We start from the raw sequence: 24211 nt of genomic DNA, 5'->3' as shown, positions 1-24211 counted from the left end.
TATCGCTTAGGTTAATAACTATTTATTAATGACGAAAGTTGGGGAGCAAAGCAGGAATACCGGGCAGCATACCGACCACAGCCATAACGCCCGTTAAGACTACAAACATCACCATAGGAATAATCCAGCGACTCATTTTTGATAAGCTGGCACTACGCTCTTTGGAGCCAATCAAGCCCAAGTTATCTAGTAAAAGCGTGATTGACCAACCAAAGGCAGGATTAACCAACGCCGATGCGAATACCACAATTGCTGCTGATTGAGTGGTTTTTCCTTCGCGTGTCATCTCCATCCCAGCCTCTAACAGCGGAATAAAAACCCCGACAATCAGCGCCACACACATGACCGGTTCCCAAATGGCTAAGTCCATCGGATAACCCCAGAGACCTGCAATCACGCAGAAAACAGCCGTCAATACCGCTCCTGCTGGAATCGGACGCTTGGCAATTGCTGCCGGAACAATATAAGTGCCCCAAGAGGAGGCAAAGTTAGCACCGCCCAATACCGAACCGGCAACTTGACGAAATGAGGCACTGACCATCGTATCGTCGATATCCATCAGTACACGTTCAGTACGCTTAGGATAGCTAATTTTTTGGAAAACTTGATGCCCTAAGAAGTCAGGTGACCACATAGCGACTGCTAAAATAGCAAACGGTAGCACGACAATAAAGCTCTCAACCGTGGGCAACCCCAGCATCCAACCCGTATTCTCGCCCCACCAATACATGGGACTCATATGCGGCAAACCGGGCGCTGTCTTAAAGGTAAATGGGGCTCCCAAGGCAAAAGCAACACCGCCACCTAACAAACAGCTCAGCGGCACCGCAAGCCAACGCTTATTAAAATTCTCTAGAATAGCATAAAGGATAATGGTGAGTAGAATCACGACAAAGGCAATATAAGACATACCAATACCTTCTGCCCACGTGAATAAATTTTTAACCTGCGACGTAGTTCCAATAAAACCCAAATATAGCAGCAGACCGCCACAAACACCCTTACTGGTCAGGTTTGCCAGCAAGCTGCCACCTTTACTAATCGCAAGCAATAAACCAAATGCCCCGATAAGCAAACCAAACGCCATCGGATGCCCACCGGCAGCGACCACAATCGGTATCAAAGGAATCAGCGGACCATGAGTGCCTGCTAGATTGGCAGTCGGCAGCAAAAACCCTGAAAACAGAATAATAAAAAATGATACGATCAGAAGCTCATAGCGTACATTTTCAAGTACAAATGCTTCGCCTAACCCAAGCGGTCCTGCAAACGTCGCAGCAATCGCCCCTACCATTACTACCTTGCCAATGGTTGCCGCCATCGCAGGAATACTGTCTTCATATTCAAAGCGATAATCGCGAAAGGGTAGATTGGCACGCCAGCGCTTCGGCTGCATGATTTGTAGTTCATGTTCAAGGTAAGCATCACGACTGTTAAAACTCGCACTTGGCTCATGCAACTCGGCGTAACTGCCCTGCAATTGATGCTCATCAGCAGACCGCTCTGGTGCTAGGCTCGTCCCTGAATTGGCTATTGGAGTAGTACTCATCCCATCTCCCTATGTCGACTGAGGTATCCGTTGTTTTTGCGCAGCATGAACTCTCCATAGATAGAAAAGAACACATTAAACCCCACAAATGGGTCATTATTGTATGCCAACCATTTTTTGATTGCGAGTTTTTCACTTAAAAAGATACCTTTTGTATCAATATCCAGATAATTTAAAAAATATTTAGTTTTTATTATTAAAAATATCAAAGGGAGTATCTGGAATCAGAATCAGTAAAAGGAATCTATTGGGTAATGAATAGATTAAAAAATGAATGAGCTGGCGATAGTTCTTTCAATCTATCAATTAACTAGACCTCGACAACGTTATAAAGGAATATCCGTAATAACCCTTAGTATCAATTCATTATGCAACTTATTGATAAAAATAGTGTAAAGTGCATCCTTTGTTATCAAACATCTCATAGCCATTAATTATTTAATACTTTTTAACATATTAATAGCTATACAAACCGAATAGACATTTTGGTTACGCTTGAGGACTGGAGCAGGACGATAGCTTTCACTATGATAAAAGTCTTTTGTTCCATTCATAGGTAACTTATACACCTTTATTATCATAAAATTAATATATTAATAATGATGACCTAGGCGATGACTGCCCTACACATCCCTGTCAGGACTGTCTACGAGCGATTATAAAAATAGAAAAAGCAGATATTGCCTGTCAATATTACTTAGAAACAATTGGCATCGGCAATAAAAGACTAAAGGATAAGATATGAGTCTATTACCCAAGAATTTAGAAACACTAAGACGCAAAACGAAAAAAAGCATCATGCCGCTATTGACGCCACACTTACTTAAAATGCGTATCAATACTTATGCACCCTATATTGGTGCAGGCATTAAGGTTGAACATATAGATTTAGACCAAGGCTTATGCGTGGTTAACATGGGACTAAATGCGCTTAATAAAAATATTGTTGGCACACAATTCGGGGGTAGCCTCTATTCAATGGTCGATCCTTTTTATATGCTGATTCTGATGCATCAGCTGGGCAGTAGTTATGTAGTTTGGGATAAAAGCTCGCATATAGAGTTCATAGCCCCCGGTCACAGTAAAGTAACCGCGCGCATGAAAGTACCTAGTACTGAAATTGCCACGATTCAAGAGTTAGCAAAGGAGGGCAATGCGGTATTCCGTGAATACAACACCGACATTGTAGACGATCAACAAAAGGTTATCGCTACAGTTACCAAAACCATTTACATTCGCTTGCGTAAGCACAGTAATTCAAAAGACCAGACCAGCCGTATTGAGGCGCTAGAGCCATAACAAAGTCACAGTTTTTATTATTAAAAGCTGTACATAAAATTAAAACCCACACATACAAAAACCCCAATCTGGCATCAGCACAGATTGGGGTTTTGTCTTTTTTGGTACGCCTACTTATTTATATGATAAACCTATGAATAAGGGCTTGTATCTACTTTTGCTTGCTTGCCAAGTTCTACAATAGTAGAGGACTTGGTAGCGGTATCGAATATCAGCAATAGGCATTAACCTAAAGGGTGAGACTCAGATACCTAATGTACTCTAAGCGTCAGCTTTTTTCTGAGCAGCTTTAGGAGCACGAGCAACCAACTTTTCGCGGATACGTGCTGATTTACCAGAACGCTCACGTAAGTAGTATAGTTTCGCACGGCGAACAGCGCCACGGCGTTTCACTTCAATGCTTTCAATGATAGGTGAATGCAACTGGAATGCACGCTCAACACCAACACCGCTTGAAATTTTACGTACAGTAAACGCAGAGTTTAAACCGCGGTTACGCTTAGCAATAACAACGCCTTCAAAAGCCTGTAAACGCTCACGTTCGCCTTCACGTACTTTTACTTGAACGACGACAGTGTCGCCAGGGCCAAAGCTTGGACGTTCAATAATTTGAGCGTTTTCAATGACTTGAACCAATGGATGCTTGTTGCTCATGAGAGTTATCTCCTCACATTAGATAATAGAGGCTATGCGCATATCACCTGTTTGTAATAAGTAATCATATCTTTTTTTCATAAGATACAACATAAATGGGGGTAGCAAACGGCCATTATGGTATGACCTGTTTTATGCAGCTTAAAATTTTACTGATTAACTGTTTATTGAGCGTTTAAATGACGGCACGATTTAAATCATAAGCTATCAAGCTATTTTTTAGCTGCTTTCGCCAAAGCTTTTAGCCATTTAGCCTGCTGCACCGATGGCGTGAACGCTTGCCATAAATCAGGGCGCCGCGTTTGCGTGCGCTCGACTTGCTGAGCAAAGCGCCACTGAGCGATATTGGCATGATGTCCTGACAGCAAAACTTCAGGTACTGCCATACCAGCAAACTCATGCGGCTTAGTATAATGTGGACAGTCAAGCAAGCCATCGACGAACGAGTCTTGCTCAGCTGACTTATCATCACCCATAATATCAGGCAGACGACGTATCACACTATCCATAAGCACCATCGCTGGCAGCTCACCACCGGTCAGTACATAATCACCCAATGACACTTCCATATCGACATACTGTGACAATAGGCGCTCATCAATGCCTTCGTAACGACCACATAATATAATCATGCCGTCATAATACTCAGCCATGCTGACCACGCTATTCTCACTCAGCGTCTGCCCTTGCGGTGACATATAAATCACAGGACAATGCACTTTATCCATACGGCAACCATGTTGACTTGCTCGCAAGCGCGCATCCTTAATGGCTTTAGATAATGGCTCAGCCATCATCACCATGCCAGGACCGCCACCATACGGGCGCTCATCAATACGGCGATAATTATCAGTGGTATAATCACGCGGATTGATGCATTCAATCGTGACTTGCTCCTGAGAGACTGCTCTCCCCGTGATACCAAACTCACGAATCGTTGCAAACATCTCAGGAAAAATACTAATCACGGCAAAATACATCTGAATCCCACATCAAGGCAACTTGACTATTACACCTTCAAGTCTGTATTAATAAACTTGAATGAACAGCTTATATTAATAATCGCTTTGCCAAGCGACAACGACCGTTTTCGCTGCCACATCGACGGTGAGCACGGTTTGCTTATGCCAAGGTATCAACCGCTCTTCATTATCTAAACTGTTCGCGGTTGCTGCCACACGCATGATGTCATGAGCGCCAGTTTCAAACATCTCGGTGATGTCACCCAAATATTCGTCTTGCTCATTTTTCACCTGCATTCCAACTAAATCCGACCAATAATATTCGTCTTCGTTGGGCTCTGGCAACACGTCTTTTGCGACCCAAATCGTCACACCGTTCATGGTTTCAGCGATATTACGGTCAGGAACTTGCTCAAACTGAGCCACAAGTCCTGTGCCTTGCTCGCGCCATGCTTTGACTGTTAATGGCTTTAGACCAGTAGCCGTTTTCATCCACCACTGTTTAATAGCAAAGATATCCGCATGCTCATCGGTATCGCTAAACACCCAAAGCCAGCCTTTGATGCCATAAGGCTTCTTAAGCTGAGCGATTTTCATAAGGGTATTGGCGTCTGGAACAGATGACATAACGGCTAACCTGAGATAAACAGCAGTAAATAATAAAAGACTGTTAAAAACCTAACAATCTACGCATAGCAATAAACAGTTAATGGCGTACACCGGTCAGACCAGCTACGCTATGTATACTAAAGCCAACTGATGGACGCAATAAATGCGTTACCAGTATAATGCCAGTTAAACTTAAGCAGTTGCTTCAGTTTGAGCAGCAGACTTGTTGTAAGCTTTTGCTAATGAAGCCACGCGATCTGAAGGTTGTGCACCTTTAGCGATCCACGCATTGTACGCTTCCATATTTAGGCGTACTGCTTCTTCAGACTCTTTAGCGAGCGGATTAAAAAAGCCGATGTTTTCAATGTAGCGGCCATCACGCGCGCGGCGTTGGTCAGCAACAACTACTTGATAAAATGGGCGTTTCTTGGCACCGCCCCGTGCTAAACGAATAACAACCATGTGAATTCTCTCTTTCGCAGGTATACCAAAAAGGGCATAATTATATCATAGTTTTAATTTATTGAAAATATAAACATTGTTTATTTAATTATTTTATAACAAGGGTTTAAAGGCGATTACTAGCTTAGATTTTGACTAATTATTGAGAGATCTTAGACCTAAAGTTATCCTTATTGATATCAATATTTATGTGAAGGCTCTTACCAATGTAATGTCTGTTTTGGCACTTTCTATCATTAAGTGACGCGCTGTATTTACATGGCGCATTAGCAATGATTGCACTATACTTTGCCTGATAGCTGTCCATTTATCGATATTATCACCCATACCTGGTTATCATCACTGTAAGAGTAAGCCTTATGACCACCCCACCTATAACCAAGCGTGCCGCCAAACGTTTGTCTTTGAGTTACTCGCACAGCGGTATAACAACAACTGCAGTCGCTTTTATTGTGCTTATCAGTGTGGGCTTATCGCTTTGGTTTTTTTGGCGCAGTTTGTATTTGCCCGAATTAAAAACCCATGCACGCTATTTGACCAGTGAGCTGCAACTCATCAATAGTATTAAAAAGGACTGGCGCGACCAGCCAGAAGTACGCCAGTGGTTTTATCAACATTCGCATGTAACCGTGGTAGATACGGTCAGTGAATTTCCTGAAGTTGAAGATAAGCCATTTGTGGGCATGTTTACCAATGTATTGCAGCGTGAGATTAGCGCCCAGCTTGGACGTCCAGCTGAGGTTTATTTTAAATTCAAACCAACCCCGCAGTTATGGGTGCAAGACAGCCGTGATACGAGCTTTTGGATTCGCGAATCGGTGATTTATTACTCACAATATAGCACGCCTCTATTATTGTTATTTTTGCTCGGTCTGCCCATTTTAACGCTGTTAACCATTATTTTATTGTCGCAGCAGCTCAATCGTCCGCTGCGGCATTTGCAGCGTGCGGCGACCAATTATATTCGTTTGGGTCATGCTACGACCCTGCCAACGCATAGTGGATCTACGGAAATCCGCCAGGTTAATATGGCGTTCAATCGTATGTTTACCACGCTCAATCAATCCCAAAAAGAGCGTACTATTATGCTTGCTGGCATTTCTCACGATTTGCGTACCCCACTGACTCGCATGCGCTTGACGGCGGAGATGCTACCGGATGACTTCTTTCGCGAAGGATTGATCTATGATATTGAAGATATGGATGCCATCTTGGAGCAATTTATTTCCTTTATGAAAGACGGTTCCGATGAGCCGATGCGCTTGACTGATTTGGATACGATATTTAAAGAGGTAATGGTGCAGTTTGCGCCGATGAAATTTATTTACCAGTCAGAAAATCTTAAAGTAGTGCCAGTACGTCCGTTGTCCATCAAACGCTTGATTATTAACTTGGTTAACAATGCCAATCGTTATGGTAAACCGCCGATTTACTTGTCAGCCACTATTGTGCCGATAGTTGATGAAACTGATGAAGAAATAATTAATGAAAATGTGGTCAATAAAGAGGCGCAAGAGCAATTGATTATCTGCGTACGCGACTGCGGTGATGGGGTTGCGGAAGATCAATTAGAGCGTATTATGCAGCCTTTTGAGCGCGGTGAGACGGCTCGTACCACTCAAGGGAGTGGACTTGGCTTAGCCATTGTCAGCCGTATCGCACGGCTCCATCATGGTACGGTTGAAGCCATCAACCATCCACAGGGCGGTTTACAAGTCTGTGTACATATTCCCCTGATATCTAAAATAGAGGATGAGGAAGCGCCGAAGACCGATACACTTACTCAAGCAGCACTTGATAACTAAGTGAAAATATAAGTGTAAGAATCATCAGTAAGTGATAAAGGCATTCGCCCTAGCATCTACACTATCTTTAAATATAAAAGGCGTAAGATAATATATACCTTACGCCTTCATTAGAGATTACTCATTGACTGTATATTTGCAATCTTATTCTTCACTACCAATAACAGGTGGGATAAATTCAGCGCTATTGGTAAACGCTACAGGTAAAATCAATGAATTTTGTACGTCCTGAAAACTTTTCGAGGTGCTTGGTTGCTGAAGAAACAAATAATAACCCAGCGTTGCGGCATTTAGTAACACCAACCCACCAAATAAATACGGCATTATCTTTTTTCCTACTCTATCAATATCAATTAAAACGACAAAAAATACATTAAACTAAAATTAACTTAACCAAAAGTACGTTCGCTTTGCTCTTGAGTAATTTCATCCGCTGCTATCGTCTGTGTTAATGGCTTGACTGGCCATGTCATGGTAAAACGGGCACCACTCAGCTCTGGACTCTCATCGACCTTCATATTGCCACTAAACCAAAAGGCAATCCGTGACACAATCGATAAGCCTAGCCCGTAACCGCCTGAAGCTCGTGTCCGACTATCATCCAAGCGCGAGAAGGGAATAAACACTTTTTCTCTGTCAGCTTCTGATATACCGTGTCCATCATCTTCAACACAAACAAAAGCATTACCCTTTCTTACCCCAGCACTGATGATAATGGTTGACTCAGCATAACGCAGCGCATTACCCGCAAGGTTTTGAATCACGCGGTGCAAGTAGCGGCGATCTGCAATTGCTGTCACTTTCGAACTTGGTGGCTTGCCGATAATTTTAATATCTTTACCTAACGCATTAGTCTCGCGTACGATTTGCTCAATCAACTCTTTAAAATTAACCGGTTCAAGATCTAGTTTTGGAGAGCCTTCTTCCAGTTTTGCGTAGGTCAAAATCTCATCGATAAGACCATTAAGCGCCTCAATATCTTCATCGATATAATCACGCTGCATAAAACGCGAATCTTCATCGTCCGTATCTGCCAGCATATCGACTGCAAAACGAATACGTGCCACAGGCGTACGCAACTCATGAGATACCGCACGCGTCAGCTCACGTTGCGACTCAATCAAGCGTTTGATATGTGAGGTCATAGCATTGAACGTGGCAGACAAGCGCGCAATTTCATCTTGCCCAATAACCTGTACTTGACTGTCAAGATTACCTTGACTGACCTCATTTACCCCGACCTGAATCAGTTGTAATTTACGTTCAAGCGGGAAAATTAACGCATACACGCCTAAGCTAATTAAGAACATACTAATCAGTACCATACTGATAATAAGATTGAGTGGAAACCAATTAAACAGTGGTATCGGACCCATTAAAATTGCCATATCATTAATTTCTGATGGCACAATAATTCGAATGGAAGAGTTACTTTGACTGGTGCTGGTATCTTGAAATAAAATAACCACTTCATCACGGCGCAAGCGTGCTAATTGATCACTATCTAGATTAAGGTCATTCACCCCTTCAAGTGCTAGCGGAAAGGGAAACTTATCTTCTAAATCTACCAAACGGGCGCGCTTAGCCGATAGGGTCGTATAGTAAGACATATCATCGAGTAAAAATACTGCCAAAGCGCGCACCTGCTGCTCAGTAACCTGCGCTATTCTAACCGTCAGTGCAACATCACGCTCTTGCAAACGATGATAGACATCGGCATAATTTTTCTTGTTGTCGTAGCGAACGACTGTCTCGCCTTTCTCAAACCGACGTAGCTCACTAGAGCTAAAATTTACCTGCTGTAAAGGTACAATATGAAACTTTGAGCCAAATAAACTGCTGGCATCTGATAACCAATAATCGCGCTGAGATTTGCTATCCTGACGATCAATACCTTGGCTAATCAGATAAAAAGCCCCGGTCGCCATATTCTCGCGGTATGACTGTACCCGCTCCTTATTGATTGTCTCCATCAATAATTGCGCAAATAGTGCCACACACAAACAGACAATCAATAGCCCAGCGTAAATACGCACGAAGATACTGTGTTTTAAAGAAGAGATTAATGACATACGTGACGTAACCAACCTAGTAGATAATAATATAATGACCAAATAATCAGGATCGCTTTAATCAATCTTAGCGCCTGAACGCTAACGCTCAATTAAACCACATAACCAGACGATCAAGGACAAAAATTAACCTCCACCCATAAAAAAACCAGCATAGTGCTGGTTTTTCGTGATATTAGAACAGCTTTAGAATGACTTATGATATTTACCTAGCAAATAGGTTATATTATTTAAACCATTACTGCTAAAGCAATCATATTAATGACTAATAGCAATAGCGTAAATTAGTTGCCTTCTTTAACGAACAAATAACCTTTACTGCGTACGGTTTTAATACGTTTTGGATTCTCTGGATCATCACCGATTTTTGGACGAATACGCGAAATACGCACGTCAATAGAGCGATCTTGACCATCATATTCAATACCACGTAGACGCTCAAAGATGTCTTCACGCGACAAGATACGTCCGGCATTAGAAGCAAGCAACCATAATAAGTCATATTCAGCACTGGTAAAATCAACCAATTCTTCGCCAAGCATGACCGAACGACCACCATTGTCAATAATTAACTCACCAAACTCTAAACGCTGCGGCACATCTTCTGATGGCGCGTTTTCAGAGCGGCGCAGTAAGGCACGAATACGAGCGAGCAAAACACGTGGCTGAGCAGGTTTGGCGACATAATCATCTGCGCCCATCTCTAAACCCAATACCTGATCCATGTCTTCAGTACGCGCAGTCAACATCAGAATAGGGTTTTGATAATGCGGGCGTACTTCACGGCATACCGTTAAACCATCACTACCAGGCAACATAACATCGAGCACCACCAAATCAGGCTGCTCATTAACGATACGGCGAATAGCGCGGTTACCGTCAGTTTCGATCGCCACTTCCAAACCGTTTTTGACCAAATAATCTTGAGTCAACATGGCTAAGCGTTCATCGTCCTCAACAATTAGGATTCTTGGTGTGTTGTCGTCTTCGTTCATTGTCATCATGATATCCTTTAATATATAGAAGTAAAACAAGAAAAGTTAATAGGATAATAAAGTGGCATAATTCATATGCATATAAGGGATGTAAATGCGGTAGCATAGTATACTATCAAACGTGTGGCTTCCCATACTATAGCCTATTATTGTTAACAAAACCTATAAGTAACACTGACTAAAACGTTAGTTTGCGTCCAATAATTAAGATAATTACGCTGATAAAAGATAAGCACATACTGTTTTTTATACTTAGCTACGTACATAACTCGTTTGTGCTGAGCTTTTTATTACCAAACACCTATGCTCAACTTTCTATTAACCACTCAAATAATGGCTACCCTATAATATAACCAAATAACAAGATATTAACCAGTATATCACTCATATTATGTGCCCTAACTTATCAACGATTTACGTTTAGTACCAATCGTAACGGTGAAAAAAATAGAAATGCCATGACTATTTAACAAACAAAAAAAACCAGCTTAAAATAAGCTGGTTTTTTGGGTAATCATGCTAAGTATTTATCATTTAAGTACGCATAAGCTAAAGTACGTAAAATCTAACACAATCTTAAAAAACAATATTAAAAACAACCATTAGGCACGATTTTTAAATTTACGAATCGTTTGTAGCTGTGCCACTGACTCTGCCAATGATGCTAATGCCGCATTGGTTTGCAAGGTATCAGATTGATTGACCAGCATTTGCTCTGCTTTCCTACGAGCTTCAACGATTTTACTTTCGTCAAGGTTATGCGCACGCGTCGCAGTATCAGCCAATACCGTGACCATCTTTGGTTGTACTTCTAATACACCGCCTGACACATAAATAACCACTTCTTCGCCATTAGCAGTTTGTACGCGCATCGGTCCCGGTTTTAGTAAGGTAATCAGTGGTGTATGACCTGGTAGGACACCAACTTCGCCTTCGCTACCCGTAGCGATCAACATGCTGATTTCCCCTGAATATAACTCTTCACGGGCACTTACGATGCGACATTGAAACGTTGCCATCCCTTACTCCTTACTATTCAAGCGACTAGAAAACGGTAATGCGTATTAGTAAATAGACCTATTACGAGCTATTTACTAATTTTTAGAGAAGTAAACCAATTACGCGGCAGAAGATTTCATTTTTTCTGCTTTAGCAACGACTTCATCAATACCACCTGCCATGTAGAATGCTTGCTCTGGTAGGTCATCATATTCACCAGCGATAATGGCTTTAAAGCTGGCGATGGTGTCACGTAATGATACATATTTACCAGGTGCACCGGTGAATACTTCCGCCACGTGGAATGGCTGAGATAAGAAGCGCTGAATCTTACGGGCGCGATAAACAACCAGTTTATCTTCTTCTGACAACTCATCCATACCCAAAATAGCGATGATGTCTTTAAGTTCTTTATAACGCTGCAATACTTCTTGCACGCCGCGAGCAACATTGTAATGCTCTTCGCCGATCACTTGTGGATCGAGCTGACGTGACGTTGAATCGAGTGGATCTACCGCAGGATAAATACCTTGTGAGGCGATATCACGGCTTAGTACTACAGTTGCATCTAAGTGAGCAAAGGTAGTAGCAGGTGATGGATCGGTCAAGTCATCCGCAGGTACATATACCGCTTGCACAGAGGTGATTGAACCTGATTGCGTAGAAGTAATACGTTCTTGCAGCATACCCATCTCTTCAGCTAGTGTTGGCTGATAACCAACTGCTGATGGCATACGACCTAGCAATGCAGATACCTCAGTACCGGCAAGCGTATAACGATAGATATTATCAACGAATAATAGAACGTCGCGACCTTTACCGGTTTCTGGATCTTTAGTATCACGGAAATACTCAGCCATGGTCAAACCAGACAGCGCCACACGCAAACGGTTACCCGGTGGCTCATTCATCTGACCATATACCATCGCCACTTTAGATTTGCTAAAGTCTTCGGTATTAACAACGCCCGCTTCTTGCATTTCGTGATAAAAGTCATTGCCTTCACGCGTACGCTCACCAACACCTGCAAACACAGACAAGCCTTCGTGTTTAAGCGCGATGTTGTTGATCAATTCCATCATGTTGACGGTTTTACCAACACCAGCACCACCGAACAGACCAACTTTACCACCTTTAGCAAACGGGCATAGTAAGTCGATAACTTTAATACCAGTCTCTAGCAATTCAGTGCTGTTTGATTGCTCAGCGTAGCTTGGCGCTTCACGATGAATCGACCATTTCTCATCAGCAATAACTGGACCTTCTTCATCGATTGGACGACCAAGAACATCCATAATACGACCCAAAGTACCCATACCAACGGGCACAGAAATAGGGGCGCCGGTGTTAGTCACTGGCAAATTACGTTTTAAGCCTTCCGTTGAACCCATGGCAATAGTACGTACAATGCCATCGCCCAACTGCTGCTGTACTTCTAGGGTAGTGTCGGTACCATCTACTTGCAAGGCATCATAAATCTGAGGAACTTCATTACGGTTGAACTCAACGTCAAGAACCGCGCCAATAATCTGTACAATACGACCGCTACTCATTGCGTTCTCCTTGATCTTCTATATATAGGGGGTGTCAATTATGAAACAGCGGCAGCACCGCCAACGATTTCCGAGATTTCTCGGGTAATCGCCGCTTGACGCAGCTTGTTATAAACCAACTGTAAATCGTTAATGAGGTCACCAGCATTATCTGTGGCTGCTTTCATTGCTACCATACGCGACGACTGCTCAGAGGCAATGTTTTCCATGACTGCTTGATAGACAATCGATTCAATATAGCGTCCAAGCAGACCATCAATTAGAGTCTCGATATCAGGCTCATAGATATAATCCCAGCTCAATTCAGTCTCTATGCCACTGTTTTCATCATTCAATGCACCTTCTGGTAGCGGCACCAATTGCGTAATCGTCGGCTTTTGGGTCATGGCATTAATAAACTGATTATATACCACATAAATGCGGTCTATTTTGCCCGTATTATAGTCGTCAAGCATTGCTTGAACCGGCGCATTTAACTGCTCAAAAGTCGGATTGTCACCATAATCTGTGATTGCTGAGGTGACTTTACCGCCAAAGCTTTTAAAGAAGCTGACGCCTTTAGAACCAATAACCGCAAATTCAGCGTGTACAGACTGGTCTTGATAGGTTTTAATATTTTTGCTTAATGCTTTGAATAAATTAATATTCAAGCCACCAGCAAGTCCGCGGTCGGAGGTGATAACGATGTAACCCACCTTATTAACCGGACGCGCTTCCATATACGGGTGTTTATAATCGGATGAAGCATGCACCAAATGCGAGATAACCCGGCGCATACTATCAGCATACGGGCGACCCACCACCATGCGCTCTTGAGCACGGCGCATTTTACTTGCAGCAACCATTTGCATGGCGCGAGTAATTTTTTGGGTGCTTTGAATACTGGTGACTTTGGCACGTATTTCTTTTAAGTTTGCCATAATGATTCCAATATAGAGGGTTAAAAGCATTGGCGCAGGTCACAATTTTTTAATATAAAACAAGGTATTAATATCTCGTGGCACTACGCGATTACATGCCGTTGGTTGCGGGAAAAGCGGCGTGACAGTCTATATAAGACATCGCACCACTCGTAAGCAACCAACCAAACCCGTTAAATTAATAACTGTGGTTTGTTTTAAAGGTCTCAATAGCTGACTTCAAACGACTAGAAATATCATCATTGTAGTTTGCAGTCTCATCAATCTCAGTCATTAATGCCGCTTGCTCATCACGCATATAGCGTAAGTAGCTTTCTTCAAAAGCACCAATTTTTTCAACCGGTACATCCGCTAAAAAGCCTTCGTTTGAGGCATAGATAACCGCAGCTTGTTCAGCAATAGACATCGGCTGATACTGTTTTTGCTTCATCAGTTCAGTCACACGCTCACCATGATCCAACTGTTCGCGAGTCACATCATCAAGATCCGATGCAAACTGAGCAAACGCAGCCAATTCACGATACTGTGCTAAAGCGGTACGGATACCACCAGATAGCTTTTTAATAATCTTAGTTTGCGCCGCACCACCAACACGTGATACCGAAATACCAGCGTTCACTGCTGGACGGATACCTGAGTTAAATAGGCTTGACTCTAAGAAAATCTGACCATCAGTAATTGAAATTACGTTGGTCGGTACGAATGCTGATACGTCACCCGCCTGAGTTTCAATAATCGGTAACGCGGTTAAAGAACCAGTTTTACCAACCACTTCACCATTGGTGAATTTTTCTACATACGCTGCGTTCACGCGTGAGGCACGCTCAAGTAAACGTGAGTGTAAATAGAATACGTCACCAGGATAAGCTTCGCGACCTGGCGGACGACGTAGCAATAGTGAAATCTGACGATATGCTACTGCTTGCTTTGATAAATCATCAAAGACAATCAGCGCATCTTCACCGCGGTCACGGAAATATTCGCCCATCGTACAACCTGAGTACGGTGCAATATATTGTAGTGCTGCTGGCTCTGACGCTGACGCCACAACGACAGTGGTATATGCTAATGCACCAGTTTGCTCAAGTTTACGAACCACGTTCGCAATCGTTGAACGTTTCTGACCGATAGCCACATACACACACTTAATGCCAGAATCTTTTTGCGCGATAATCGCATCGATTGCCATTGCCGTTTTACCGGTCTGACGGTCACCAATGATAAGCTCACGCTGACCACGACCGATTGGAATCATGGTATCAACAGCTTTATAACCAGTCATTACTGGCTGATCTACTGATTGACGGTCGATAACGCCTGGGGCGATTTTTTCAACTTTATCAGTAAGCTTAGCGTTGATAGGACCTTTGCCATCAATAGGGTTACCTAAAGCATCAACAACACGACCTAGCAGCTCAGGACCTACCGGAACTTCAAGAATGCGACCTGTACAATAGGCTTTTTGACCTTCTTGTAGTTTTAAGTAATCACCAAGGACTACCGCGCCCACAGAATCACGCTCTAAGTTCAGCGCCATACCGTAAACTTCGCCTTCAAATTCAATCATCTCGCCATACATGGCATCTTCAAGACCATGAATTTGCACGATACCGTCAGATACTTTGACAATCGTGCCTTCATTTTTTGCAGTTGCACCTGCATCAAGGTCTTGAATGCGCTGCTTAATCAGATTACTGATTTCCGCTGGATTCAATTGTTGCATTGCCGTGTTTCCTTTAATTTATGATAACCCGCCTACTGACTTAAATACTCTTATATCACGCACACCCGATAAGGCAAGTTTGCGTTCATGATTGGTATTAGGCCGTTAGCTGTGTTTTTAACTGTTGTAACTTGCCACGCATAGAATCATCGATGACTTTGTCGCCAACTTTGATCGTCGCGCCTGCCAAAAGACTTGCATCAACCGACTCATGAATCACTACGCTGGCATTAAGCGAGGTAGCAAGACGTGATTGAAACAGCTCGCGCTGTGCATCGGTTAAAGGATAGGCAGAGGTCACATAAGCGTCAAGTTGCTTTAAGCTTAGCGCCTTATGATGACGATAATGCTCATAAACTTCAGGCAGCAGCGCCAGACGCTCGTGCTCTGATAACTGAATAACGAAGTTGCTAAGCGCGGTTGATACTTTAGGATAGTGGGCAGTATCGCCATGACCCTGCGTGCTGTCTAACAACAGCTGTAAAGCAGAACCATTGGCGCTTGCCACTTGTGTATCATAAAGATCGACCAAAGCGGCTGACTTTTGCTCAGCAGAGACGGCTGGATTGTCTAGCAATGGTTGGAACGATTTGTCTTTGACAATCGTTCCGGCAATAAACAAGAAGTCTTCCCACTCATTTACTACCCCGTTCTCATTGGCATAGTCAAACGCGGCTTTCGCGTAGGGTCGTGCTAAGGTTGATAAGTCAGCCATGTTATCCTCACAATTACAGCTTCGCCGCCAGTTGGTCTAACATTCTGGCATGTGTTTGCATATCGACTTTGTCTTGCAAAATCTTTTCAGCACCCAGTACTGCAAGCTCTGCCACTTGGGCACGCAATGATTCACGTGCTTGATTGATCTCTTGATCAATTGCCGCTTGTGCTTGCTGACGGATACGTTCGCCTTCCACTTGGGCTTGCGATTTTGCATCTTCAACAAGTTGGTTGGCACTTTTATTCGCCTGCTCAATTAATGCAGCCGCTTTTGTTTTTGCCAAATCAAGCTCTTGCTGTACATCTTGCTCAGCGGTTGCCAAGTCTGCTTTTGCTTTTTCAGCAGCACTTAAGCCTTCAGCAATTTTACGCTGACGGTCATTAATTGCGCCAATAAGTGGTGGCCACACGAATTTCATGCAGAACATCACAAAGATTGCAAAAGCAATGGCTTGACCGATGAGGGTAGAATTGATATTCACGTGATCACCTCTTTGTTAATGAAAAATCAGTGTCATTGATCATATTTGATAGCCAAACTTTGACTACGTTTAAAATACAAATTTTGACTACCAAACATTTACAACTGAGCTTTCTGATTAACCTGCTAGAGGGTTTGCGAATAACAATAGCATGGCGATACCAACACCGATCATCGGAATAGCATCAAGCAAACCTGCGACGATGAACATACGGGTTTGCAACTGTGAACCAAGTTCTGGCTGACGGGCAACGCCTTCTAAGAATTTGCCACCTAAGATTGCAAAGCCAATACCGGTGCCTAGTGCGCCTAAACCGATAAGTATTGCTACTGCGATAACTGTATAACCACCTAATACTGGATCCATTGATGTATCCTCATTTACCTATTGAATGTCTAATTAATGTTCAGTTGATGATGCAAGTGACATGTAAACTATGGTCAGCATCATAAATACGAACGCTTGGAGGGTAATAATTAAGATGTGGAAAATAGCCCACGGTACTGATAACGCCCATTGAATCCAAAATGGCATCAGGGCAATCAGTATGAAAATCAACTCACCGGCATACATGTTACCGAATAGTCGCAATCCTAAAGAGATTGGCTTGGCTATTAGAGTTACAAACTCTAAGATAAAGTTGATGGGTATTAAAATGATTTGTAAAATAGGATTTTTGGCACTAAACGGATGCAGGGTTAACTCGCCTACAAATCCGCCCAAGCCTTTTTCTTTAATACTATAAAATAAAATCAGTATAAAGACAGAAAATGACATGCCTAAAGTAATATTGGGATCTGTGGTTGGTACAATCTTAAAGAATACATGATGTGGGTCATGACCCATCATGGCGCCAACTTGTCCTGCTAGACTTGGAATAAAGTCGATAGGCAACAAGTCCATTAAGTTCATCAGGAATATCCACACAAAAATGGTCAGCGCTAAGGGCGCAACCAATTTTGATGTACCGCTGTAAGAGTCGCGAACGTTGTTATCAACGAATTCAACGATCATCTCAACGGCTGCCTGTAGTTTACCAGGCACTCCTGAGGTTACTTTTCTGGCAACCATCCAAAAGATCGCACAAAACAGGATACCCAAACCAATTGACCACAACATGGAATCAAGGTGGATAGCTTTAAAGCCCATTAACCCTGCTTCTTCAGCGGTATGTGCAACTTTCCAACCTTCGCCCGGCAGATAGCCGTACGTCCAATTCGTTAAGTGGTGAGAGATATATTCTGATGATGTTTGCTCGGCTGCCATAATGTAAGCTTCTTATTAATCAACGATTTAATCAACTACCAAAAAAATGGTTGTCACCTGATGCAGGGGTAAGCCCGACACAATGCACGACTATCATGCACACAAATTGTGCTGCTAAAACTGTCCTTTCATCAACAACACCCAACCTATAGAACCGATGCAAGTACCTGATTTCATTAGCTTTTTATAAAATATAGCTATCAAAAAAGGGCTTAATAGTAGTAATTACCAGCCCTTGGTATCTGCACATGAGTTATCATGTTCGTGCTTGCTCAATCCTTGTAGCAAGATTAATGCTCAAAACAACGTGTTTAAGCAAAATAATTAACTGTGTATCTTAATGCAGCATTGTATTCATGTAAAGTCAATTATCTATTATTTATTACTGGTATAACTAAAGTAGTTATTGATACTCTTTAGTAATATAGCTTTGCTCTTATAATTGTATTGTAAAATATAGTTTACCTATCACTTTGTTTATCTTTACAACCCTCCCCTATTTATAAACAATTATGAGTCATTCATAGATAAAGAGTGATTGGCAGCTTATAAACTGTTGAACAGTTTACTTATTTTTCAATAAGACAGTTCAATGTGATAGGCAAGTTACGGATAAAACTGGCGCTATATGACCTGCCTTACCTTTACATATCAATTTTAATGCTGTTTCCATAGCAATAGGCTGTGACTGATCTGCATAATAATGAAACCAAAGAACAGCGCAGGCGCAGACAATGGCTTGACCATAATAAAAATAGCCGCAAAACCAACGATGGTTAATAGCCATTTGACCATTTGACCTCGGTACAACTGCGTGACAATATGCTGACGCGCGCGATAACCGCTATGCCAAAAAATAAAACTAGCAAAAACCACTTGGGTGGCAAAACTCAGTAGCGCACCGATGGACAAGCTTTTGGCTACCAGCAGCTGCGTGTGTAGTAAGACCATGTCAATGACTATCGCCAGCGCAATGAGGATAAATAATACCCATAACTGACGCTTAATTACCCTACCAATATGATGTTTTTGCGTGCGTGTTGCAGGCTGGGTCATGCGCTATCCTATGATCAGCTGAAAACGAATAACAGCACAAAAGCAGACTTAATGCAGCATAGCTCTTTATTAAAACGGTAGCATTTTGCTTATTTTAACCGCTACTCATTATAAGGAGCAGACTTAGGTTAAGCAAGTTAAATCTGTTACTAATCAAGTGCTACGAGAGATTTGGGTGTCGGTATAAGATGCTTGTAAGCTGCTATTCATCCCACTTATTCGTAAACGGTTTTTATGAAATGCAGTTTACTATTTGCTGTGCCATATGCAGCCAACCGCTCACAAAATCTTTACTCTGACTCATGTCTTCTACTTGAATCGTGCTCTTGACTGGCTGTAGTTTAGCCATGAGCCCTTTTGAAGGCTTACCTTGACTGACCAAACACATTTGTTTTTGTGGTCGTTGTTCATTGAGCCAGCGCAATTGACTGGCTTTTGGGGCAAGATGCTCATCTGTACTTAAGCTACCGATAAACTGAAGCTGCAGTGCGGGTTCCATATATTGGTATGCGTCATGATATGCCCAATAAGGACGTTTTTTGGCAACACTAGGCTGAATTTTGGCAACAGCGCTGTCCATATTTTGAGCAAATTTTTGCGCATTGGTGTGATAAAGCTTTTTGTACTGCGGATTGGCATGGCTGTGAATAACAGCAAGCGCACGGGTAATGGCTTTGGCATTTTCAGGATCCAGCCAGATATGCGGATCAAGCGTAGCAGCCAGCGGTTGAGCCGCTACGTTGCGTAGCGGATGACGGTTAAACGCATCAAAAGCGAATAAGGAGATGGCATTAGGCGCATTATTCAAGGTAGTGGCTAGCGTATTCTCCAATGAGCCGCCAAACCAAACCACAAAGGTGCTGTCTTGAATGGCTTTAATATCGCCCGGGCTAATGCTACCGTGGTGCCCCACCTCCCCTGCTTGCAATAATTGCTTGGCTGGAGGTGAGCCTTCTGTCACTGCTTGGCTTAATAGAAATAAGGGATAATTGCTTACGCTAACGGTTCCAGCTTGAGCGCTAACCATAAACAACGAACTTAATAGAAAAATAGGCGTTACTAGCCATTTTTGCCATTGGCTAATACGTTTGTCAAAAGTAAACAGGCGACGTTGCGCGTTTTCTAAGTATCGATGCAGGGCATTCATGCGGTCATTATCCTATGAGAAATAGCGTAAAATAGCGAAGTGAAGATTTTATCATTATGTTATACTATAACAAATAAAAAGTGCATCATTATTTTAGGAGTTTGCCTCATGTCTATTACTGCATCCATTTGTAATCATGTACATGATGTGCAGCAGTTCACTACTGCGGATGTAGAAGCGCGGCTGAGGGCAGCTCAGGAGCAATGTAGGGCTGACGGAGTACGCTTTACTCCGTTACGTCAGCAAATATATGCGCTGATTTTACAAGCGGATAAACCCGTTGGCGCGTATGACCTCATCACCCAATTACAACAGATGCGCGTAGCAGAATCAGAAGCTAACAAAGTAAGTAAAAGTAAGGCAGCTGACAACAAAGCAGCAGATACTAAAAGCAGCAAAAAAGAAACGCAAAAAAATGTCGCGCCACCAACAGTTTATCGCAGCCTAGAGTTTTTATTGTCAGAAAATCTGATTCATCAGCTGACCTCTATCAATGCCTATGTGCCTTGTTGCCACCCGCGTGCACCGCATACCGCTGCTTTTTTAATTTGCGAGCAGTGTCAGCGCGTGCAGGAATGCAGTAGTATGCCAGTACAAGAAATTATGAGCTTTGCTGAGCAAGATGTTGGTTTCAAGGTAGCACGCAGCGTGATTGAGCTGAGTGGCTACTGTCAAGATTGCCATGTGTCTGTGCCGTCTACGCTGAATATACCGACAGAGACAACGCTTCCGATTACAGAAACTTAGTCATTACCTTAGCATGGCGTGCTTTATACTAGCTATTTGTGATGAGTCTGTGATTTATTTGCTTGGCTGTTTCCGTCCTTTTTTAACCTTGTGCTGTGAGCTTATGAATCCATTTACCTCTTCTTCAAATCCGTCTTCTGCCACTACTGCAGATAGGATACAGCCGTCAGAAAATTCGGCTCAGACAAAGAATAAGGCACAGAGTCAGACTAAGCTGCTTAGCTTACATCAGGTGAATTATGATATTGGTAGGCAGCGTTTGGTGTCGCATATTGATATCGATATTGCAGTCAATGAAACAGTTAGTTTAATCGGACCCAATGGTGCAGGTAAGTCAACGCTGGTTAAGTTGATATTGGGCTTGATTACACCAACAGCAGGGACAATTACTGCGCATCAACCATTGCAACTGGGCTATGTGCCGCAGCGCTTTACCATACCGCCCATTTTGCCATTACGGGTTTCAGATTTATTGGGACAAGCGGATAATGACCGTTTAAATGACAGTCAGCGGCAGTTTATTTTTGACAACCTATCGTTAACCCATCTATTATCGCGGCAAATGCGCCACCTATCGGGCGGCGAAACCCAGCGCGTGTTACTGGCACGGGCACTGCTGGATAAGCCCAATCTATTAATTTTAGATGAGCCCATGCAGGGTTTAGACCCAGATACTGAAGTGTGGCTGTATCAATTCATCGATGAGCTGCCAGACTTTTTACGCTGTGCGATGCTGGTGGTGTCTCATGATTTGCATTGGGTTATGAAAGGGAGTCGGCGGGTGATTTGTTTAAATAAGCATATTTGCTGTGAAGGGCGACCCAGTGAACTTGCGATTACCTCAGAGTTCCAAAAGCTGTTTGGGCATCATTATGAGCAACCTTATGTGCATCAGCCTCATGCGTGCGAGCATCATGCGCCAAGTGAGCTGTGATTAACCAGTGTGATTGCTGCTTGTAGTTTTATTTTCTTTTATTAAAAATTTTAACGGACGATACCTGTTATGAGCGCTTGGTTAGCCATCATTGCCCCTGCTTGGATTGCTGGCAGTATTTTAGGGCTACTTTCTGCGCCCCTTGGTTGTTTGGTACTGTGGCGGCGTATGGCATTTTTTGCTGATGCTTTGGCACATGGTACGCTGTTGGGTGTGGCGCTCGCTGTGTGGTGGCAACTGCCTATCGGTATGGGTATCGCTGTCGTCAGCGTCATCGTAGTGGTCGGTTTGGTATTTATTGATGATGAACGCCTACCTGTCGATGCTGTCCTTGCGGTAGTTGCCGTCTCATTATTGTGTTTGGGTTTACTCACCCTTACGCAGTTAACTGACCAGCAAGCAAATGTGTTGGGATTTTTGTTTGGTAATTTGCTTGAGCTTGACTGGGCAGATTTGCCACTATTAGGTGGCAGCGTTTTGGTCGGTTTGGTAGTATTACGCTATATTTGGCCAGCACAAGTGAAGCTTGCCACGCATGAGGCGCTTGCTCGTATTCAAGGTATCAACCCCACCCGCCAACGGTTATTTTTCATGGGCATGCTGGCAGGATTTTGTGCTATTGCCTTGCAAGCGGTTGGCAGCTTACTTATTAGCGGTCTATTGGTATTGCCTGCGCTCACTGCCCGTTTATATTCTGCATCACCAAAGCAGATGGTTGTCCTTGCGTTAATCGTCGCGCAACTGGGCGTGACATTAGGCGTTTGGGGCAGTATTGCTTTAGATATTCAAACAGGGCTGGCTATTGTATTAGTCCTTGCTATTTTATTTTTTGCCGCCTTAATCACCTCAAAAATATGGACAGCCTCTCATCACTAATTTGTATTTTCTCTTCATATCGTCTTAAGTGACTTTAAGCTATCGCTACTTTTACTTATTATTTATTAAACTTTATTTGATAAATAATAGTAGGGCTTTTGCGAAATGTGTGTTATAAACCGCCTAATTACCGTTCAGATGGTGCGCTCACTGCTGATTATTTAGTAGCGTAAGCATTTAATGACATAAAAAACAGCGCTTGCTTGATATATTCGATATTAATGATGACTGTTTAGATTTGAACTGTTTCGCCTTGATAAGGGACAGCCCATGCCAACCTATCCTATTCAGACACTCAGCACCGCAGAGCAGCCACTGAACGTGCTACAAATTACAGATTTGCACTTAACGCAGCAAGCTATCAGTACTCATTCCAATGCCGTATTAGATGACGTCTGCCTGCAAAGATTTGAGGCGGTATTGCAGCAAGCACTTAGTGATGATGTGCGCTGTGACTTAATCATAGTGACCGGTGACTTAGTAGATGAAGTAGAGTCCGCTGTTTATGACTATATTTTTGCAACTTTGCAGGCAACCAATATTCCTTTTGTTTGTATTGCTGGTAATCATGATGTGACCGACGAGGTGGGCAAAGATCTACCTTTTTCAGAGCGTGCCCTGATTGCTCAGCCTGCCGATAGCCGTTTGCTCAGCCGCCATGTGATAATGACTGACCATTGGCAGTTGCTGTTTTTAGATTCGTCGATACCGGGTCAGGTGGCCGGTGAAATCAAGCTTGACGATATGGCATGGCTGCGTAATCAGCTGAGTTCCTGCGACAAGCCTGCACTGCTTGCGCTCCATCATCATCTATTACCTATGAATTCTAAATGGATAGATGCTTATATCACCAAAAATGCGGGTATATTTTGGCAGCAGATGGCTGAGTATAATAGCCAGTTGCAGGTAATTATTAGCGGGCATACTCATCAGGAACAAGCCTCTACCCATCAAGGCATCACTGTTTATAGTACTCCCTCTACCTGCTACCAATTCAAGCCCAATGAGGATGAGTTTACCTATGATGAGACAGCGCGTCCCGGTTACCGTTGGTTGCAATTAGCCAACAATGGGCAGGTTGCAAGCTGGGTTAAAAGGTTAGATACTTGACCGCCAGTAGCCCGACTCTTTACCTTACAAAGGTACTGTAGTGCTATGAATTTACGCTATAAATAACTTAGCAATATGAAGGGTATTGATACCTTTTTTACCTTAATAAATTGCTAATAATTATACAGTTATTATTCTGGTTGCGTCTCGCGTAAAGTGTAATGACGACCTAGGATAATACTTTTAGAGAACTACAATTCTAGACCGCTTGTTAAACCACGTTTTTTTATCCCAACATGAATACCTTTAGCAAAATTTTTGACGGCTCACCCTT

General features: G+C 42.9%; 24 protein-coding genes. 6 read left to right on the top strand and 18 right to left on the bottom strand.

From position 1 onward, the window contains the following. Positions 1 to 25: 25 nt before the first annotated feature. Positions 26 to 1549 carry a DUF3360 family protein gene (locus H2245_RS09765; RefSeq protein ID WP_220464417.1) on the bottom strand — a complete coding sequence of 508 codons (1524 nt, stop codon included), beginning with the start codon at positions 1547 to 1549 and terminating at the stop codon, positions 26 to 28. 741 nt (positions 1550 to 2290) lie between these two features. Between H2245_RS09765 and H2245_RS09760 the strand changes: the two genes are divergently transcribed. Then, the gene (locus tag H2245_RS09760; protein ID WP_182407208.1) at positions 2291 to 2848 is read left to right on the top strand and encodes a DUF4442 domain-containing protein; all 558 of its coding nucleotides are present in this window, start codon (positions 2291 to 2293) and stop codon (positions 2846 to 2848) included. A 261-nt stretch (positions 2849 to 3109) separates the two neighbouring features. Here the strand turns inward: H2245_RS09760 and rplS are convergent, their stop codons facing one another. From rplS to rpsP, 4 genes are all read right to left on the bottom strand, one after another. After that, entirely contained in the window at positions 3110 to 3502 is a 393-nt protein-coding gene (gene rplS, locus H2245_RS09755; protein ID WP_182407207.1) for a 50S ribosomal protein L19, read from the bottom strand. A gap of 212 nt (positions 3503 to 3714) precedes the next feature. After that, a complete protein-coding gene (gene trmD, locus H2245_RS09750; protein WP_182407206.1) occupies positions 3715 to 4482 on the bottom strand; it encodes a tRNA (guanosine(37)-N1)-methyltransferase TrmD in 768 nt (255 codons plus the stop codon). A 75-nt stretch (positions 4483 to 4557) separates the two neighbouring features. Beyond that, entirely contained in the window at positions 4558 to 5091 is a 534-nt protein-coding gene (gene rimM / locus H2245_RS09745; RefSeq protein WP_182407205.1) for a ribosome maturation factor RimM, read from the bottom strand. A 174-nt stretch (positions 5092 to 5265) separates the two neighbouring features. After that, positions 5266 to 5535, bottom strand: coding sequence for a 30S ribosomal protein S16 (gene rpsP, locus H2245_RS09740; protein ID WP_021812802.1), 270 nt, complete (start codon positions 5533 to 5535; stop codon positions 5266 to 5268). A 359-nt stretch (positions 5536 to 5894) separates the two neighbouring features. Here rpsP and H2245_RS09735 point away from each other — a divergent pair, with 359 nt between their 5' ends. Beyond that, positions 5895 to 7340, top strand: coding sequence for an ATP-binding protein (locus tag H2245_RS09735; RefSeq protein WP_182407204.1), 1446 nt, complete (start codon positions 5895 to 5897; stop codon positions 7338 to 7340). Positions 7341 to 7484: 144 nt separating this feature from the next. Here the strand turns inward: H2245_RS09735 and H2245_RS09730 are convergent, their stop codons facing one another. From H2245_RS09730 to H2245_RS09670, 13 genes are all read right to left on the bottom strand, one after another. Further along, positions 7485 to 7664, bottom strand: coding sequence for a hypothetical protein (locus tag H2245_RS09730; RefSeq protein ID WP_182407203.1), 180 nt, complete (start codon positions 7662 to 7664; stop codon positions 7485 to 7487). A gap of 65 nt (positions 7665 to 7729) precedes the next feature. After that, on the bottom strand, positions 7730 to 9412 hold the full coding sequence (locus H2245_RS09725; RefSeq protein WP_182407202.1) for an ATP-binding protein: 1683 nt from the start codon (positions 9410 to 9412) through the stop codon (positions 7730 to 7732). 284 nt (positions 9413 to 9696) lie between these two features. Further along, positions 9697 to 10407 carry a response regulator gene (locus H2245_RS09720; RefSeq protein ID WP_062536526.1) on the bottom strand — a complete coding sequence of 237 codons (711 nt, stop codon included), beginning with the start codon at positions 10405 to 10407 and terminating at the stop codon, positions 9697 to 9699. A gap of 602 nt (positions 10408 to 11009) precedes the next feature. Continuing rightward, the gene (locus H2245_RS09715) at positions 11010 to 11426 is read right to left on the bottom strand and encodes a F0F1 ATP synthase subunit epsilon (RefSeq protein ID WP_182407201.1); all 417 of its coding nucleotides are present in this window, start codon (positions 11424 to 11426) and stop codon (positions 11010 to 11012) included. 99 nt (positions 11427 to 11525) lie between these two features. Then, complete coding sequence (atpD, locus tag H2245_RS09710; RefSeq protein WP_182407200.1) at positions 11526 to 12959, bottom strand: F0F1 ATP synthase subunit beta; 1434 nt, start codon at positions 12957 to 12959, stop codon at positions 11526 to 11528. A gap of 38 nt (positions 12960 to 12997) precedes the next feature. After that, a complete protein-coding gene (gene atpG, locus H2245_RS09705; RefSeq protein ID WP_182407199.1) occupies positions 12998 to 13879 on the bottom strand; it encodes a F0F1 ATP synthase subunit gamma in 882 nt (293 codons plus the stop codon). 178 nt (positions 13880 to 14057) lie between these two features. After that, the gene (gene atpA, locus H2245_RS09700) at positions 14058 to 15602 is read right to left on the bottom strand and encodes a F0F1 ATP synthase subunit alpha (protein WP_182407198.1); all 1545 of its coding nucleotides are present in this window, start codon (positions 15600 to 15602) and stop codon (positions 14058 to 14060) included. 97 nt (positions 15603 to 15699) lie between these two features. Beyond that, on the bottom strand, positions 15700 to 16317 hold the full coding sequence (locus H2245_RS09695; protein WP_182407197.1) for a F0F1 ATP synthase subunit delta: 618 nt from the start codon (positions 16315 to 16317) through the stop codon (positions 15700 to 15702). Positions 16318 to 16330: 13 nt separating this feature from the next. Next, positions 16331 to 16801 (bottom strand): F0F1 ATP synthase subunit B, encoded by a 471-nt coding sequence (locus H2245_RS09690; protein ID WP_182407196.1) that lies wholly within the window; start codon positions 16799 to 16801, stop codon positions 16331 to 16333. A gap of 117 nt (positions 16802 to 16918) precedes the next feature. Next, entirely contained in the window at positions 16919 to 17167 is a 249-nt protein-coding gene (gene atpE, locus H2245_RS09685) for a F0F1 ATP synthase subunit C (protein WP_182407195.1), read from the bottom strand. 33 nt (positions 17168 to 17200) lie between these two features. Then, entirely contained in the window at positions 17201 to 18067 is an 867-nt protein-coding gene (gene atpB / locus H2245_RS09680; RefSeq protein ID WP_182407194.1) for a F0F1 ATP synthase subunit A, read from the bottom strand. A gap of 657 nt (positions 18068 to 18724) precedes the next feature. After that, positions 18725 to 19123, bottom strand: a complete 399-nt coding sequence (locus H2245_RS09675) for an ATP synthase subunit I (protein WP_182407193.1) — start codon at positions 19121 to 19123, stop codon at positions 18725 to 18727. Between the two features lie 232 nt (positions 19124 to 19355). Beyond that, a complete protein-coding gene (locus H2245_RS09670; RefSeq protein ID WP_182407192.1) occupies positions 19356 to 20270 on the bottom strand; it encodes a metal ABC transporter substrate-binding protein in 915 nt (304 codons plus the stop codon). 108 nt (positions 20271 to 20378) lie between these two features. Here H2245_RS09670 and H2245_RS09665 point away from each other — a divergent pair, with 108 nt between their 5' ends. The 4 genes from H2245_RS09665 to H2245_RS09650 all read left to right on the top strand — a co-directional run bounded on the left by H2245_RS09665 (position 20379) and on the right by H2245_RS09650 (position 23937). Further along, positions 20379 to 21017 carry a transcriptional repressor gene (locus H2245_RS09665; protein ID WP_182407191.1) on the top strand — a complete coding sequence of 213 codons (639 nt, stop codon included), beginning with the start codon at positions 20379 to 20381 and terminating at the stop codon, positions 21015 to 21017. 103 nt (positions 21018 to 21120) lie between these two features. Then, positions 21121 to 21951: a metal ABC transporter ATP-binding protein gene (locus tag H2245_RS09660; protein ID WP_182407190.1), complete on the top strand. Its 831-nt coding sequence runs from the start codon at positions 21121 to 21123 to the stop codon at positions 21949 to 21951. A gap of 69 nt (positions 21952 to 22020) precedes the next feature. Next, a complete protein-coding gene (locus H2245_RS09655; RefSeq protein ID WP_182407189.1) occupies positions 22021 to 22827 on the top strand; it encodes a metal ABC transporter permease in 807 nt (268 codons plus the stop codon). Between the two features lie 270 nt (positions 22828 to 23097). Further along, on the top strand, positions 23098 to 23937 hold the full coding sequence (locus tag H2245_RS09650; RefSeq protein ID WP_182407188.1) for a metallophosphoesterase: 840 nt from the start codon (positions 23098 to 23100) through the stop codon (positions 23935 to 23937). Positions 23938 to 24211: the final 274 nt, after the last annotated feature.

This window comes from Psychrobacter sp. GP33 (assembly GCF_014119005.1).
Taxonomy (GTDB): domain Bacteria; phylum Pseudomonadota; class Gammaproteobacteria; order Pseudomonadales; family Moraxellaceae; genus Psychrobacter.
This window is presented reverse-complemented; position numbering and strand designations above follow the sequence as displayed.

What these genes read in the sequence shown, in the direction of transcription:
- H2245_RS09765 (WP_220464417.1), bottom strand. Translation starts at nt 1,549, where the DNA reads ATGAGTACTACTCCAATAGCCAATTCAGGGACGAGCCTAGCACCAGAG.
- H2245_RS09760 (WP_182407208.1), top strand. Translation starts at nt 2,291, where the DNA reads ATGAGTCTATTACCCAAGAATTTAGAAACACTAAGACGCAAAACGAAA.
- rplS (WP_182407207.1), bottom strand. Translation starts at nt 3,502, where the DNA reads ATGAGCAACAAGCATCCATTGGTTCAAGTCATTGAAAACGCTCAAATT.
- trmD (WP_182407206.1), bottom strand. Translation starts at nt 4,482, where the DNA reads ATGTATTTTGCCGTGATTAGTATTTTTCCTGAGATGTTTGCAACGATT.
- rimM (WP_182407205.1), bottom strand. Translation starts at nt 5,091, where the DNA reads ATGTCATCTGTTCCAGACGCCAATACCCTTATGAAAATCGCTCAGCTT.
- rpsP (WP_021812802.1), bottom strand. Translation starts at nt 5,535, where the DNA reads ATGGTTGTTATTCGTTTAGCACGGGGCGGTGCCAAGAAACGCCCATTT.
- H2245_RS09735 (WP_182407204.1), top strand. Translation starts at nt 5,895, where the DNA reads ATGACCACCCCACCTATAACCAAGCGTGCCGCCAAACGTTTGTCTTTG.
- H2245_RS09730 (WP_182407203.1), bottom strand. Translation starts at nt 7,664, where the DNA reads ATGCCGTATTTATTTGGTGGGTTGGTGTTACTAAATGCCGCAACGCTG.
- H2245_RS09725 (WP_182407202.1), bottom strand. Translation starts at nt 9,412, where the DNA reads ATGTCATTAATCTCTTCTTTAAAACACAGTATCTTCGTGCGTATTTAC.
- H2245_RS09720 (WP_062536526.1), bottom strand. Translation starts at nt 10,407, where the DNA reads ATGAACGAAGACGACAACACACCAAGAATCCTAATTGTTGAGGACGAT.
- H2245_RS09715 (WP_182407201.1), bottom strand. Translation starts at nt 11,426, where the DNA reads ATGGCAACGTTTCAATGTCGCATCGTAAGTGCCCGTGAAGAGTTATAT.
- atpD (WP_182407200.1), bottom strand. Translation starts at nt 12,959, where the DNA reads ATGAGTAGCGGTCGTATTGTACAGATTATTGGCGCGGTTCTTGACGTT.
- atpG (WP_182407199.1), bottom strand. Translation starts at nt 13,879, where the DNA reads ATGGCAAACTTAAAAGAAATACGTGCCAAAGTCACCAGTATTCAAAGC.
- atpA (WP_182407198.1), bottom strand. Translation starts at nt 15,602, where the DNA reads ATGCAACAATTGAATCCAGCGGAAATCAGTAATCTGATTAAGCAGCGC.
- H2245_RS09695 (WP_182407197.1), bottom strand. Translation starts at nt 16,317, where the DNA reads ATGGCTGACTTATCAACCTTAGCACGACCCTACGCGAAAGCCGCGTTT.
- atpE (WP_182407195.1), bottom strand. Translation starts at nt 17,167, where the DNA reads ATGGATCCAGTATTAGGTGGTTATACAGTTATCGCAGTAGCAATACTT.
- atpB (WP_182407194.1), bottom strand. Translation starts at nt 18,067, where the DNA reads ATGGCAGCCGAGCAAACATCATCAGAATATATCTCTCACCACTTAACG.
- H2245_RS09675 (WP_182407193.1), bottom strand. Translation starts at nt 19,123, where the DNA reads ATGACCCAGCCTGCAACACGCACGCAAAAACATCATATTGGTAGGGTA.
- H2245_RS09670 (WP_182407192.1), bottom strand. Translation starts at nt 20,270, where the DNA reads ATGAATGCCCTGCATCGATACTTAGAAAACGCGCAACGTCGCCTGTTT.
- H2245_RS09665 (WP_182407191.1), top strand. Translation starts at nt 20,379, where the DNA reads ATGTCTATTACTGCATCCATTTGTAATCATGTACATGATGTGCAGCAG.
- H2245_RS09660 (WP_182407190.1), top strand. Translation starts at nt 21,121, where the DNA reads ATGAATCCATTTACCTCTTCTTCAAATCCGTCTTCTGCCACTACTGCA.
- H2245_RS09655 (WP_182407189.1), top strand. Translation starts at nt 22,021, where the DNA reads ATGAGCGCTTGGTTAGCCATCATTGCCCCTGCTTGGATTGCTGGCAGT.
- H2245_RS09650 (WP_182407188.1), top strand. Translation starts at nt 23,098, where the DNA reads ATGCCAACCTATCCTATTCAGACACTCAGCACCGCAGAGCAGCCACTG.